Origin of the sequence: Paraburkholderia sp. WS6, from assembly GCF_030464835.1 — a bacterium.
Taxonomy (GTDB): domain Bacteria; phylum Pseudomonadota; class Gammaproteobacteria; order Burkholderiales; family Burkholderiaceae; genus Paraburkholderia; species Paraburkholderia madseniana.
Genome location: NZ_JALQCK010000016.1, coordinates 116,213 through 130,723 on the forward strand (window position 1 = coordinate 116,213; position 14,511 = coordinate 130,723).

Genomic DNA, 14,511 nt, shown 5'->3' on the forward strand with positions numbered 1-14,511 from the left:
GGGCTGTGGTGCCGGAGTGTGTTCGATGAAGTTCCGCCTCATTCCCGCACTGCTGATTCTGTTGGTGATTGCAGTGACGGTGCGGCTCGGCTTCTGGCAGCGCGACCGCGCGCATCAGAAGGAAGCACTCGCAGCGCACATCACGCAGTTCGAAGACGCGCCCGCACAGCCTGTGAGCGCTACGCCGGTCGAACTCAAGGACATCGAATTCCATCGCGTGAAGGCGCGCGGCAGTTTCGTCGCGGACAAAGTCGTCTATCTGGATAATCGCCCGTATAACGATCAGCCGGGCTTTTACGTCGTGATGCCTTTTAAACTGGCCGACGGTGGTTACGTGCTGGTCAATCGCGGCTGGCTGCCGCGCAACATGAACAATCGCGAGACCATCGCGCCGTACAGCACGCCGCAAGGCGAGATCGAAATCGAAGGCATTGCGCGTGCCGATGCCTCGCGTGCATTCGAGTTAGGGCAGGGTGGATCGGCCGCGCATCAGAAGATCCGCCAGAATCTGGATACGGCGGCCTACGCTGCGGAAATCGGGCTGCCGTTGCAATCGTTCGTGATCCAGCAATTGAGCGACGACGGCGACAAGCTTGTGCGCGACTGGCCGGCGCCGACAACCGGCGTCGAAACCAACTACGGCTACATGTTCCAGTGGTGGGGCATGGCGGCCGCGGCGCTGGTCTTCGGCTTGTACGCCGCGCGCCGCGCCGCGAAGAAAGAGCACGCCCCGAGCGTGTAACGCATCGCCTGCGGTTTCGTGCCCTGAGCACGGGCTCGAAGCCGCGCAATCATTGAAAGAGGTCCTGTAGTGTCGACGCAATCTCCCCGTTCGCCGCAAGCCGGCAAACCCGCAGCTCCGAAAGCGATGCCTGGTCAACCCAATGGCGAGGGATCGTGGAAGCGTGGCCGCTGGATGCTGCTGTTGCTGGCGGTCATCTGCGCCGCGCCGATCGTCGTATCGTATTTTGTTTACTACGTGGTCAAGCCGGCCGGCGGCAGCACGAGCTACGGCACGCTGGTCGAACCGCAGCGACCGATTCCCGATTCGCTCGTCGTCACGGGTGAAGACGGCAAGCCGCTCAAGCTCGCGACGCTGCGCGGCCGCTGGCTGCTGATCTCTGTCGACAACAGCGCATGCGACAAAGCCTGCGTCACCAAGCTGTACTTCATGCGACAAATCCGTGCAGCTCAGGGCCCGGAACGCGAGCGCGTCGTCGAAGTGTGGCTGCGCACCGATGCAGGCAACGTGTCCGATGTGATACAAAAGGCCTACCCCGACACCCACATGCTGATCGCCAATCCGGCGCAGGTGTCCGCATGGCTGCCGACCGACACCGGCACCCAACTCACCGACCACATCTATATGGTCGATCCGAACGGCAATCTGATGATGCGTTTCCCGAAAGATCCGAACCCCAGCAAGATCAAGGGCGACGTGACCAAGCTGCTCAAGTGGTCGAGCATCGGCTGACGCCGCAACAAGGGTAAGAAAGATGTCTGCATTGCAACTTCTGCAACTGGCCCTGATCGGCTTGTGTATCGCGTTGTTGCCGCTGTCCTATGTATGGGTCAAGGCCGACGACAACAAATTCCGCAAGCTGGTGTGGCTCACCACTTTCCTGACGCTGGACCTGGTGATGTTCGGCGGCTTTACGCGTCTCACCGATTCTGGTCTCGGTTGCCCGGACTGGCCTGGTTGCTATGGCACGTCGTCGCCGTTCATCGCGCACGCCGCGATTACCGCCGCGCATCAATTGATGCCGACCGGACCGGTCAGCATGACGAAGGCCTGGATCGAGATGATCCACCGTTACTTCGCGATGGCGATCGGCGTGCTGATCATCGCGCAGACGTTGATTGCGTGGACGGCTCGTATCAAGCGCCGTCCACTGCATGTGTCGCCGTGGTGGCCGACTTCGCTGCTGCTGCTGATTCTTGTGCAGGGCGCATTTGGGGCGTGGACCGTGACCATGAAGTTGCAGCCGATCATCGTGACGACCCATTTGCTGCTTGGCCTCGCGTTGCTCGGCACGCTCGGCTGGCTGGCCGCGCGCCAAACGCCGCTGCCGGCCTATGAGCCCGAAGCCGCGCGCTGGCGGACGGCTGCGATCGCCGGTCTCGTGCTGCTGGTGGTGCAGATCGCGCTGGGCGGCTGGGTCAGCACGAACTACGCGGTGCTTGCCTGCACTGACTTCCCGACCTGCAATGGCCAATGGGTCCCGCCGATGGATTTCGCGCACGGCTTTCACCTGTGGCGCGCGCTCGGCATGACCGGTGACGGCGACATGATTACGCAAGATGCGCTGGTCGCGATTCACTGGACTCACCGCACGTTCGCGATCGTCGTGGTCGCCTATCTGGTGTGGTTTGCGCTGAAACTGCGCCGTTTCGAGTCGCTGCGGCGGCCGGCAAACGGCGTGTTGCTGGTGGTGCTGATCCAGTTCATCAGCGGCCTGTCGAACATCGTCCTGCAATGGCCGTTGCCCATTGCGGTCGCGCATAACGGGGGGGCCGCGATCCTGCTGCTTCTGCTCGTTATGTTAAACTTTCGGATCGCTTATAGCCGTCCCGGCCGCGCCGTGTTGCCTGCGCGCGATGCCGCGCCAGCGTGACCCCACATGGACAGCACAACTCTCTCCCAAACGCCCGGTAGCCGGGTCTCCCAGTACATCGCCCTGACGAAGCCGCGCGTCACGCAGCTCGCTGTGTTCTGCGCAGTCATCGGCATGTTTCTGTCGACGCCCGGCATGGTGCCGTGGACCGTCCTGATCGGCGGCACGGTCGGCATCTGGCTGCTGGCCGGTGCGGCGTTCGCCATCAATTGCCTGATGGAACAGAAGATCGACGCGAAGATGCGTCGCACGTCGTGGCGGCCGTCCGCGCGTGGCGAAATCACGACCCCGCAGATCCTGTTGTTTTCGGCCGTGCTCGGCGGACTCGGCATGTGGACGCTTTACACGTTCGCCAATCCGCTGACCATGTGGCTCACGCTCGCCACCTTCGTCGGCTATGCGGTGATCTATACGCTGCTGCTCAAACCGGCCACGCCGCAGAACATCGTGATCGGCGGCGCGTCGGGCGCGATGCCGCCGGCGCTCGGTTGGGCCGCCGTCACCGGTCACGTGCCGGGCGACGCATGGATTCTCGTGCTGATCATTTTCGTGTGGACGCCGCCGCATTTCTGGGCCCTCGCACTGTATCGCCGCAAAGACTACGAAAACGCTGGTCTGCCGATGCTGCCGAACACGCACGGCGAAAAGTACACACGCCTGCATATTCTGCTGTACACGGTGATCCTGTTCGCAGTCACGATGATGCCGTTCATCTCCGGCATGAGCGGCGTGGTGTACCTCGCGGCGGCCGTGTTGCTCGGCGCCGTGTTCCTCGCGTATGCGTGGAAGATCTATCGGGACTACTCCGACGATCTGGCGCGCAAAACCTTCCGTTACTCGATCGTTTATCTGTCGCTGCTCTTCGCCGCGCTGTTGATCGACCACTATGCGCGCGTCGTGATTGGCGCGTAACACCCATGCTTACACAACGCTTTGTGCGCACGGCGCGTGCCGCCGCGCGTGTCACTGTGATGGCTTGCGCACTTGGTGGTGCGTTGCTGGTGGCCGGCTGCGGTAAGCAGCCGCCGGCGTTCCAGAACCTCGACATCACCGGCAACACACAATTCGGGAGCGATTTCTCGCTGCCCGACACGACCGGCCAGGTCCGCACAATGGCGGATTACAAGGGCAAGGTGGTGGTGCTGTTCTTCGGCTACACACACTGTCCGGACGTCTGCCCGACCACGATGGCCGAGCTTTCGCAAGCGCTGCAGCAACTCGGCCCGGAAGGCGCGAAGCGCGTGCAGGTGCTGTTTGTCACCGTCGATCCCGACCGCGACACGCCGGCCCTGCTCGCGCAATACGTGCCGGCGTTTAATCCGACGTTCGTCGGCTTGCGTCCGGCTGACCAGGCGCAGCTCACCAAGATCACGAAAGACTTCCGCGTGTACTACGCGAAAGTGCCGGGCAAGACAGCCGATAGCTACACGATGGACCACACCGCGGCGAGCTATGTGTTCGACCCGGACGGCAAGCTGCGTCTATTCGCGCGTGACGGCCAGGGCGCTACGCCGTGGGTGCACGATATCAAGCTGCTGCTCGATTGATGCATTGATGCAGATGGGCGCGCGCGTCTGCCGCGCGCCCGTATTCAATTTCCTTCGCAGTTGTCCTCAAGCCGGCATCGGCAAATTCATTCCCGGCGCGAGGCGCGTCGCCTTGAACTCCGTCACCTCGTAACGTGCGAGCTTCTGCTCGGCGAACGGGTCGCTGGCAAGAATCTCATCCAGCTTATCGCGCTCGATGCGCACCGCCAGAATGATGCCGCCGTCGCGCGGCACCTTCGGTCCGGCGGCGACGAATACTCCTGCTTCGAACTGTTGTGTCAGAAACGCGCGATGTGCTTCGAGCGCGTCGTCGACGCGGTCAAGCGATGCGGTGTAGACGAGGTTGATGACGTACATGAGCGTTCTCGTAAGCGATTGAATGGGCCGCACGGATTTGCGGGCAATGACCTTCGATTATCTGTCAGCAGCCGACCCGCTGGCGGCTTCGTTGCAGGATCAGACGGGACGTCTACAAGATACGGCGAGTGTGTCGCGCATCAACCGCGCCGTTGCAGGGGCATAACCATATGCGATCGTGATATTTCCCATCTCGCCGGGCGTATGAGACCATTTGCGGTCCAGTTGGCGGCGCGTCCACAAGATGCCTGCCGCCGGCTTCCACCCGAATCTGACATCGATCAGAACAAGCGAGAATTACATGCAGCGCAGAAACATCCTCAAAGCCCTCTCGACAGTAATCGCCAGCGCGGCGATCGTCACCAGTTTCGGCGCACACGCCGACGACAAGGTCATCAAGGTCGGCACCATCGGCGGCCCGGATGCGCAAATTTGGGAAGTCGTCACGAAAGTGGCGAAGCGCGAAGGCCTGAATGTGAAGGTCGTCGAATTCAACGACTACGTGCAGCCGAACGCCGCGCTCGACGCCGGCGATCTGGATGCCAACAGTTTCCAGCACCAGCCGTACCTCGACAGCCAGGTCAAGCAACGTGGCTACAAGATCGTCAATGCGGGCCTGACGTACATTTCGCCGCTCGGCATCTATTCGAAGAAGCTGAAGTCGCTGAAGGATCTGGCGCAAGGCGCGAAGATCGCGGTACCGAATGATCCGTCGAACGAGAACCGCGCGCTGCTGCTGTTGCAGGCGCAAGGCGTGATCAAGCTGAAGGCCGGCGCGGGCACGAACGGCAATAACGCCACGGCGCTCGACGTAGCGGAGAATCCGAAGAAGATCAAGCTGGTCGATCTAGACGCAGCACAACTGCCGCGCTCGCTGTCGGATGTCGACGCTGCCGCGATCAACACGAACTTCGCGCTGGCCGCCGGTCTGCAGCCGACCAAAGACGCGATCGCGCTCGAAGACATCCGCAGCCCGTACGCGAACCTGATCGCCGTGCGCGCGCAGGACAAGGACAAGCCGTGGGTCAAGAAGCTGGTCGCGGCTTACCAGTCGGAAGACGTGCGCCAGTTCATCAAGACTCAGTTCAAGGGTTCGGTGGTACCGTCGTTCTAAGCGGCACCCTTTAACCTGCTTCGCAAAACGAAAACGCCACAGTGACAAACCGTGGCGCCTTTTGTCCGTGCGTCGCGCATTCTTTGGCGACCCTACAACCCCAACTCCCACCGCTCGATCATCAGATCCTTGCCGAAGCGCCGTTCCGCCGTCGTACAGACGAGCCGGAAGCCGGCGCGCTCGCATAGCCGGCGCGGCTCCTTGAGCGTGCTGGCTGTGGTCAGCGTGAGTTTGGTGTACCCTGCGCGCCGCGCGAATCGCACGCATTCGCTCATCAATTGTGTGCCGATGCCAAGGCGCTGCACGTCCGGCTCGACCCATAAGAGCCGCACGCCTGCCACGGTCGTCGAGATCCCGACGATGCACACCGAGCCGACTACGATGCCTTCCTGATCGGCGACCCAGCACATCTCGCGCACCGGATCGTTGCGCTGCGAATAATCGGCGACGACGCGCGCGAGCAACCCCTCGAACGATTGATCCCAGCCGTACTGCGCGGCGAACCACTGCGCCTGCCGATGCACGAGCCAGCCGCACTCGCCGGCGCGTGGCTGCCGAAGGATCACGAGTTCGGGCTGCGGCTTGCTGTCGAGCAAGCGCTCGATCACTTTCATCGCGGCGATCAGGTGTTCCTGGGAAAGCGCGGTGAGGCCGTTCAGCAACGCCGATACTTCTTCGATCGCCGCCGTATCGAGCGGTGCGTAGGCCGCGTAGCCGTTGTCGGTGAGGGCGATCAGCGATTGGCGCGCGTCCGAGTCGGACGGGCGCCGCGTAATCAGGTTGCGTCGTTCGAAACTCGTCAGAAGGCGGCTGAGGTAGCCGCTGTCGAGGCCGAGGTTGCGCCCAAGCACCGAGGCTGTCTGCGCGCGTCCGCGGGACAGTTCGTGCAGAACGCGCACTTCCGTCAGCGAGAAGGCGCTCTTTGCCAGATGCTCATGCAGAGCGCCGATGAGCTGGGTATAGAAGCGGTTGAAATGGCGGACGGCCTGAGCACGCCGCAGCGCCTCGGAATCTGTCAAATGCTGCTCCCCGGGGGAATTTTTATGGCTTGCTACACGCCACTATATTGGAACGGAACCCATTAAAAAAGCCGCGCGGCCAAGGGGCGTACCAAAGTGGTATCAGAAAGGTATGGATTTTGGGGCGTCTCTCTGGGCAGGAAGAGAACCAATATGGACCACCCGGATGCCGTCCGGCATCTCGAATACGGGTAAATCCCGATCCCTGTGAACCGCTCTCCGAAGCCCTCAAATCACCCTCTGACGCCTATCCAGCAAGGCTTTCCGTCAATCCATACCAGAATGGAACCAGTCGATTGACTGGTATTATGTTGGTTATATAATGGGCTCTCATTTTCGTAGGCCGCACTCTTCAAGACGACCGCCGGAGCCCCATGGAAACTCGCTGGTCCGCACTGATGCCTGACGCTCGCAACGTCACGCCGCTCTATCTCCAGCTCGCGCGCAATCTGGCGACGGCGATCCACTGCGGCGTGTGGTCGGCGGGTGAAGCGCTGCCTTCGGAACGCACGCTCTCGGATGCGATCGGCGTGTCGCGCATCACCGCGCGCAAGGCGATCGAGCTGCTGGTCGAGCAAGGCTTGATCCGCCGGGCGCGAGGCGCGGGCAGCTTCATCACGCCACGCGTCGAAGATCCGCTGTCGCGGCTTACCGGCTTCACGAAGAAGATGCAGCAACGTGGTTTCCGGCCGGATTCGGTGTGGCTCGAGCGCGATATCCGCGCCGCCAACCGTGACGAACTGGTGCACCTCGGCCTGTCGCCAGGCGCGGCGGTGGCGAGCCTGCGGCGTCTGCGGCGCGCGGACGGCATCGTGATGGCGGTCGAGCATTCGGCGCTGCCGGCGGCGATCGTGCCCGATCCGCTGGCCATCGGCGTGTCGCTTTACAGCTATCTCGAACAACGTGGCGCTGCCGTCGTGCGCGCCTTGCAGCACTTTCGCGCGGTCAATGCTTCGAGCGAAATCGCCTCGTTGATGGATATCGAACCGCGCTCGGCGCTGCTGGTCATTACCCGTATCGGGTATAGCGCGGACCAGCGTGCGATCGAACTGACCGACACCTATTGCCGCGACGATTACTACGACTTTGTCGCTGAATTGCGCACCTGACTGGCGCGCCTGAGCGGGCAGCCGTCACGTGCGGCACAGCCGAACGCAATTCAGTCACACCCCGCATTACGCCTCACCAGAGAGACTCATGCTGACCGGAAACATACTCACCACCGATGGGTGGATTCACGGCACGCTCGAATACGAAAACGGCCGCATCACGGCGCTGACAGGCGAACGCGCCGATCCGTCGAAGAACGACGCGCCGTACATCCTGCCCGGCTTCATCGATCTTCACGTGCACGGCGGTGGCGGCTCCGACGTGATGGAAGGCGGCGACGCGATCGAAACCATCACCCGCACGCATGCGCGTTACGGTACGACCAGCCTGCTCGCCACCACGATGACCGCGCCGCGCGACGAGCTGATGAGTGTCGTCGCGGAGCTTGGCAATAACGCGCGCATTCGCACGCCAGGCGGTGCGCGCGTGCTCGGCGTCCATCTGGAGGGTCCGTACATCAACCCCGGTAAGCTCGGCGCGCAACCAGACGCCGCTGTGTCCGCGGTGATGGATGAAGTGCTGAAGTATCTGTCGATCGCACCGATTCGCGTGGTTACGCTGGCGCCGGAAATCGCCGGCCACATGGAGATCATCTCCGAGATGGCGGCGCGCGGCGTGCGCGTGCAGCTCGGCCATTCGCTCGGCACCTACGATGACGCTGTCGCCGCACTCAAGCATGGCGCGTGTGGCTTCACGCATCTGTTCAACGCGATGTCGCCGATGCATCACCGCAATCCCGGCCTCGTCGGCGCCGCGCTCGCGCACGCCGAATTCGCCGAAATCATTCCCGACTTGCTGCACGTCCATCCGGGCGCGATCCGCGCCGCGTTGCGCGCGATTCCGCGTCTGTACGTAGTGACGGACAGTACGTCGGCGACCGGCATGCCCGATGGCGAATACCGCCTCGGCAGCCAGCATGTGACGAAGTGCCTCGGCGGCGTGCGTCTCGCCGACGGCACGCTCGCCGGCAGCACGCTGACGATGGATCAGGCGCTGCGCAATCTCGTATCGATCGGCTTGCCGATCGCCGATGTTTCAAACCGTTTGTCGCGCTACGCCGCCGACTACCTCGGCATCGAAGACCGCGGCCGCATCGCGCGCGGTGCGTGGGCCGATGTGGTCGTGTTCGATCGTGAACTGGCGTTGACCGCGACTTACGTCGAAGGAGAATCAATTGTCGAATATGCTTAAAGAGGCGCTGGCGTCCGCTGAAACGGTTGCCGCGCAGCTCAGGGATACCTCGCGCGTGGAAGCATTGGCGGCGAAGCTCGCCCAGCAACCGCGCCATGTTGCGCTGACGGTCGCGCGCGGCAGCTCGGACCATGCGGCGAGCTACTTCGCAAGCCTGACGATGAGCCGCCTCGGTGTGCCGGTCGCCTCGCTGCCGATGTCGGTCGCGACGCTCCAGCAAGCGCCGCTGCAAGTGCGCAATCAGCTCGCGCTGGCGTTCTCGCAATCGGGCAAGAGCCCGGATCTCGTCGGCACGATGGAAGCGTTGCGCAAGGCCGGTGCGTTGACGGTGGCCGCAGTGAATGCGCCGAACTCGCCGCTGGCGGACGCTTGCGAATTTCATTTGCCGCTGGTGGCCGGTCCGGAATTGAGCGTCGCGGCGACCAAGAGCTACATCGCGATGCTGTCGATCTCCGCGCAACTGGTCGCGCATTGGCAGAAAGACGAAGCATTGCTCGGCGCGTTGAAGACGCTGCCCGACGTGTTGCAGGCCGCCGGCAAACTCGACTGGTCGAAGGCAGTGGACGAACTGCGTGGCGTCGAACGCATGATCGTGATCGGCCGCGGTCTGGGCCTCGCGATCGCGCAGGAAGCCGCGCTGAAATTGAAGGAAACCTCCGGCATTCAAGCCGAAGCGTTTTCGAGCGCGGAAGTGCGTCATGGTCCGATGGAACTGATCGACCGCGACTATCCGCTGCTGGTCTTCGCGCCGCGTGGTCCCGAACAAGCCGGCTTGCTGCAACTCGCGCGCGACATGCAGGCGCGCGGCGCCCGCGTGCTGCTGGCCGCGCCGGCCGACGTGCCGGAAGCGACCCTGCCGCTCGCCACCACCGCTCATGCGGCGCTCGATCCGATCGCCGCAATCCTGTCCTTTTACGTGATGGCTGCCGGCCTTGCCGCCGCTCGCGGGCGCAATCCTGACGCGCCACGCCATCTCAACAAAGTCACCGAAACTCACTGACGAGAAATCAGATGCGACGTGTCGAGGAGTCCCGCTTGATGAGCCATTCTGAAGGCCATATTGTTTTGCTCGCGCCGATGACCGGTCCGGTCGTGCCGCTGGCGAACGTGCCCGACCCTGTGTTTTCGGGCGGCATGTTCGGCGACGGCATCGGCATCGATCCGCTCGAGGGGCGACTCGTCGCGCCGTGCGACGGCACCATTACCCATCTCGCACGCACTGGTCACGCGGTCACGCTCGCGACGGCCGATGGCGTGGAGATTCTGTTGCATATCGGCATCGACACCGTCGAGCTGAATGGCAAGGGCTTTGCGCCGATGGTCGCGCAAGGCGCCCATGTGCGTACCGGCGACATCCTGATCGAGTTCGACCAGGACCAGGTCGCGCTGAATGCGCCGAGTCTCGTCTCGGTGATCGCGATTGCCAATTCGGATGCGTTCGAGATTGTCGAGCGTGCGCAGGACGGCATGCTGAAGGCAGGCGAAACGCCGTTGCTGGTGCTGCGCGCTCGTAGCGGCGAAGCGGCGAACGCATCGCGCCAGGCAAGCGCCACCAACGTGACCGAAGAAGCCCGTCAGCAAGTCACGCTAGTCCACGCGGGCGGTCTGCATGCACGTCCGGCAGCGCGCGCTCGCGAAGCGGCGCGCGGTTTCGATGCGCGTGTCGAAGTGCGTTACGAAGGGCGCAAGGCGGCGATCGAGAGCGTGGTCGGTTTGCTCGGTCTCGGCGCGGGCGAAGGTGCGACTGTTGAGTTGCTCGGCGTTGGGCCACAAGCCCAAGCCGCGATCGAAGCAATCGCCCACGAGTTGACGCGTGAAGCGCACGGCGAAGTCGAAGAGAAACCGGCGCGACAAAGTTCGCCGGCGCCGCAAGCAATTGCCCACGCCGCGGGCGAAACGCTCGCGCCGAATACGCTCGCGGGTGTGTGCGCGTCGCCGGGCGTCGCGGTCGGCAAGCTGGTGCGCTGGGACGATGCGGACATCGATCCGCCGGAAAAGGCGAACGGCACGTCGGCGGCTGAAAGCCGGTTGCTCGACAAGGCGATTGCCACCGTCGACGCCGACCTCGGTACGACAGTGCGCGATGCGTCGCAACGCGGTGCGGTGGGCGAGGCGGGCATTTTCGCGGTGCATCGCGTATTGCTCGAAGATCCCACGCTGGTCGACGCCGCACGCGATCTGATCAGCCTCGGCAAGAGTGCGGGCTTTGCGTGGCGCGAAGCGATCCGCGCACAGATCGCCATCCTGACGAATATCGAAGACGCATTGCTCGCGGAACGTGCCGCCGATCTGCGTGACATCGAAAAGCGCGTGTTGCGCGCGCTCGGTTATACGAATGCGGCGGCGCGCACGCTGCCGGAAGAAGCTGTGCTGGCGGCTGAAGAGTTCACGCCGTCGGATCTGTCGTCGCTGGATCGTACGCGCGTCACCGCGCTGGTGATGTCGCGTGGCGGTGCCACTTCGCATGCGGCGATTCTTGCGCGCCAGGCCGGCATTCCGGCGCTGGTGGCAGTCGGCGATGCATTGCACGCGATCCCCGAAGGCACGCAGGTTGTGGTGAACGCCACCACCGGCCGCCTCGAATTCGCTCCGACTGAGTTCGACGTCGAACGTGCACGCCTTGAGCGCAGCCGCCTCGCCGGCGTGCGCGAGGCGAACCGCCGTACGTCGCAACAGGCGGCCGTGACTTCCGATGGCCGCGCGATCGAAGTCGCCGCGAACATCGCCACGCTCGACGACGCGAAAACCGCCGTCGACAACGGCGCCGATTCCGTCGGCCTGCTGCGCACCGAACTGCTGTTCATTCACCGCGCCGCGGCGCCGACCATCGACGAACATCGCCAGAGCTATCAGGCCATCGTCGAAGCGTTGAGCGGCCGCACCGCGATCATCCGCACGCTGGACGTCGGCGCGGACAAGGAAGTCGACTACCTGACGCTGCCGCCCGAACCGAATCCGGCACTCGGCCTGCGCGGCATCCGCCTCGCACAAGTGCGCCCGGATCTGCTCGACGATCAGTTGCGCGGCCTGCTCGCGGTGCAACCGCTCGGCGCCGTACGCATCCTGCTGCCGATGGTGACCGACGTGGGTGAATTGATCCGCATCCGCAAACGCATCGACGAATTCGCCCGTGAATCGGGTCGTACTGAACCGATCGAAGTTGGCGTGATGATCGAAGTGCCATCGGCTGCCTTGCTCGCCGATCAACTGTCGCAACACGCGGATTTCCTGTCGATCGGCACCAACGATCTGACGCAATACACGCTCGCCATGGACCGTTGCCAGGCCGATCTCGCGGCGCAAGCGGACGGCTTGCATCCGGCGGTGCTGCGTCTGATCGCAGCGACCGTGCAGGGCGCGAACAAACATGGCAAATGGGTCGGCGTATGCGGCGCACTGGCGGGCGATCCGCTGGCCATGCCGCTGCTCGTCGGCCTCGGCGTGACCGAGCTTTCGGTGGATCCGGTGTCGGTGCCGGGCATCAAGGCGCGAGTGCGCAACCTCGATTATCAGTTGTGCCGTCAACGCGCCCAGGATGCACTGGCGCTCGAATCGGCGCAGGCGGTAAGAGCAGTAAGCCGCGAAACCTGGCCTTTGGACTGAACCCCACACAGTCTGCAACCAGCTTCGCTCCGTAACCACGTAAAGCTAGAACTCAACGACGACTGTCGACAACGAGACAAGGATTGGAGGTGTCAATGGATGGGAATCCGTTTCTGAAGATTCAGCGCCTGGGACGCGCGCTGATGCTGCCGATTGCAGTGCTGCCGGTTGCCGGCTTGCTGCTGCGATTGGGCCAACCCGATGTGTTCAACATCAAGATGATCGCCGACGCCGGTGGCGCGATCTTCGACAACCTGCCGTTGCTGTTCGCAATCGGCGTGGCGGTCGGCTTCGCGAAAGACAACAACGGCGTGGCAGGTCTCGCGGGCGCGATCGGTTATCTGATCGAAATCGCGGTGATGAAGGACATCAACGACAAGCTCAATATGGGCGTGTTGTCCGGGATCGTGGCGGGTATCGTCGCGGGCTTGCTGTACAACAGGTACAAAGACATCAAGCTGCCCGACTACCTCGCATTCTTCGGAGGGAAACGCTTCGTGCCGATTGTCACCGGCGTGGTCTGTCTGGCGATAGGCATTGTGTTCGGTTACGTATGGCAGCCGGTGCAAGGCGTCATCGATACGGCCGGCCATTGGCTGACCACTGCGGGTGCGCTCGGCGCGTTCGTGTTCGGCGTGCTGAACCGTTTGTTGCTCGTCACGGGGCTGCATCACATCCTCAATTCGCTGACGTGGTTCGTGTTCGGCAATTTCACGCCGCCGGGTGGCGCGGCCGTGACAGGCGACCTGCATCGCTTCTTCGCGGGCGACCCGACTGCGGGCACGTTCATGACGGGCTTCTTCCCGGTCATGATGTTCGGCTTGCCGGCTGCCTGTCTCGCGATGTATCACGAGGCACCGAAAGAGCGCCGCGCAATGGTGTTCGGCCTGCTGGCGTCGATGGCGCTCACCTCGTTCCTGACGGGTGTGACCGAGCCGATCGAATTCAGCTTCATGTTCCTCGCGCCGGTGCTGTATGCGATCCACGCGGTGCTGACGGGCTTGTCGCTGGCGATCTGCTCGGCGCTCGGGATTCATCTCGGTTTCACCTTCTCGGCTGGCTTTATCGACTACGTGCTGAACTACGGCCTGTCGACCAAGGGCTGGTGGGCGATTCCGATCGGCCTCGTGTACATGGTCGTGTACTACGGCCTGTTCCGCTTCTTCATCCGCAAGTTCAACATGGCAACGCCGGGTCGTGAACCTGCTGCCGAAGAAGAACAGATCGAGTCGTTTGCGGCTGGCGGTTTTGTGTCGCCGGTTGCGGGTGCCGCCGTGCCGCGCGCACAGCGTTATATCGCCGCGCTGGGTGGCGCGTCGAACCTGTCGGTGGTGGATGCCTGCACGACGCGTCTGCGTCTGTCGGTGGTCGATGCCAGCAAGGTCTCGGAAAGCGAACTGAAGACGATTGGTGCGCGTGGCGTGCTCAAACGCGGCTTGACCAATGTGCAGGTGATTATTGGACCGGAAGCGGACATCATCGCCGATGAAATCCGCACGGTGATCGCGCAAGGCGGTGGCGATGCGGTGAAGCCGGTTGTTGCTACTGCGCCTGCTGTCGCTGCGGCTCCTGTGGCGACTGCAAGCGGTGCTCAGGGCGGTCCGCTCGACCCGGATCCGTTGCGTTGGCTCGCCGTGTTCGGCGGCGCGGGCAACGTCGTGTCGCTGGATGCCGTGGCGGCAACGCGTCTGCGGATCGTGGTTCGCGATCCGTCTGCGGTTGATCGTCAACGTCTTGCTACGCTCGATACTGCATGGGTTTCGGCCGACACGTTCCACATCGTCGTTGGCGACGCAGCCCAGCGCTATGCCGCACAACTGGCGACACGCCTGTCGCCCGATACGGGTGCCGGTACGGCGCCGCAGCCCGCGTAATGCAACGTTGAGGAGCGGCCTGCGCCGCTCCATTACTGCGCTTCTGTTCCGATGACGCAGCAATAAAAAAGCGGCACCTTG

Annotated in this window: 13 protein-coding genes; 11 read left to right on the top strand and 2 right to left on the bottom strand. The window is 63.2% G+C overall.

Going from position 1 to position 14,511, the window contains the following annotated elements:
* Positions 1–25: 25 nt before the first annotated feature.
* The 5 genes from M0D64_RS20350 (at position 26) to M0D64_RS20370 (ending at position 4,162) form a co-directional block, all read left to right on the top strand.
* Positions 26–742, top strand: a complete 717-nt coding sequence (locus M0D64_RS20350; RefSeq protein ID WP_266258972.1) for an SURF1 family protein — start codon at positions 26–28, stop codon at positions 740–742.
* A 126-nt stretch (positions 743–868) separates the two neighbouring features.
* Entirely contained in the window at positions 869–1,474 is a 606-nt protein-coding gene (locus M0D64_RS20355) for a cytochrome C oxidase subunit I (RefSeq protein ID WP_266259004.1), read from the top strand.
* 31 nt (positions 1,475–1,505) lie between these two features.
* On the top strand, positions 1,506–2,615 hold the full coding sequence (locus M0D64_RS20360; RefSeq protein WP_266259005.1) for a heme A synthase: 1,110 nt from the start codon (positions 1,506–1,508) through the stop codon (positions 2,613–2,615).
* A gap of 6 nt (positions 2,616–2,621) precedes the next feature.
* The gene (gene cyoE, locus M0D64_RS20365; protein WP_054035767.1) at positions 2,622–3,527 is read left to right on the top strand and encodes a heme o synthase; all 906 of its coding nucleotides are present in this window, start codon (positions 2,622–2,624) and stop codon (positions 3,525–3,527) included.
* Between the two features lie 5 nt (positions 3,528–3,532).
* A complete protein-coding gene (locus M0D64_RS20370) occupies positions 3,533–4,162 on the top strand; it encodes an SCO family protein (RefSeq protein ID WP_154564581.1) in 630 nt (209 codons plus the stop codon).
* 66 nt (positions 4,163–4,228) lie between these two features.
* On the opposite strand, the gene M0D64_RS20375 is transcribed toward M0D64_RS20370, so the two are convergent.
* Positions 4,229–4,519 carry a YciI family protein gene (locus M0D64_RS20375; protein ID WP_266258973.1) on the bottom strand — a complete coding sequence of 97 codons (291 nt, stop codon included), beginning with the start codon at positions 4,517–4,519 and terminating at the stop codon, positions 4,229–4,231.
* Positions 4,520–4,820: 301 nt separating this feature from the next.
* Between M0D64_RS20375 and M0D64_RS20380 the strand changes: the two genes are divergently transcribed.
* Positions 4,821–5,633: a MetQ/NlpA family ABC transporter substrate-binding protein gene (locus M0D64_RS20380; RefSeq protein ID WP_266258974.1), complete on the top strand. Its 813-nt coding sequence runs from the start codon at positions 4,821–4,823 to the stop codon at positions 5,631–5,633.
* Positions 5,634–5,725: 92 nt separating this feature from the next.
* On the opposite strand, the gene M0D64_RS20385 is transcribed toward M0D64_RS20380, so the two are convergent.
* A complete protein-coding gene (locus M0D64_RS20385; protein ID WP_266258975.1) occupies positions 5,726–6,652 on the bottom strand; it encodes a bifunctional helix-turn-helix transcriptional regulator/GNAT family N-acetyltransferase in 927 nt (308 codons plus the stop codon).
* Between the two features lie 374 nt (positions 6,653–7,026).
* Between M0D64_RS20385 and M0D64_RS20390 the strand changes: the two genes are divergently transcribed.
* The 5 genes from M0D64_RS20390 (at position 7,027) to nagE (ending at position 14,430) form a co-directional block, all read left to right on the top strand.
* A complete protein-coding gene (locus M0D64_RS20390; RefSeq protein ID WP_074285541.1) occupies positions 7,027–7,761 on the top strand; it encodes a GntR family transcriptional regulator in 735 nt (244 codons plus the stop codon).
* 88 nt (positions 7,762–7,849) lie between these two features.
* The gene (gene nagA / locus M0D64_RS20395) at positions 7,850–8,953 is read left to right on the top strand and encodes an N-acetylglucosamine-6-phosphate deacetylase (RefSeq protein WP_266258976.1); all 1,104 of its coding nucleotides are present in this window, start codon (positions 7,850–7,852) and stop codon (positions 8,951–8,953) included.
* Positions 8,946–9,953, top strand: coding sequence for an SIS domain-containing protein (locus M0D64_RS20400; RefSeq protein WP_266259006.1), 1,008 nt, complete (start codon positions 8,946–8,948; stop codon positions 9,951–9,953). Before nagA ends, M0D64_RS20400 begins: the two co-directional genes overlap by 8 nt.
* Positions 9,954–9,991: 38 nt before the next feature.
* Entirely contained in the window at positions 9,992–12,556 is a 2,565-nt protein-coding gene (gene ptsP, locus M0D64_RS20405) for a phosphoenolpyruvate--protein phosphotransferase (RefSeq protein WP_266258978.1), read from the top strand.
* Between the two features lie 95 nt (positions 12,557–12,651).
* A complete protein-coding gene (gene nagE / locus M0D64_RS20410) occupies positions 12,652–14,430 on the top strand; it encodes an N-acetylglucosamine-specific PTS transporter subunit IIBC (protein WP_266258979.1) in 1,779 nt (592 codons plus the stop codon).
* The last annotated feature ends 81 nt before the right edge of the window (positions 14,431–14,511 follow it).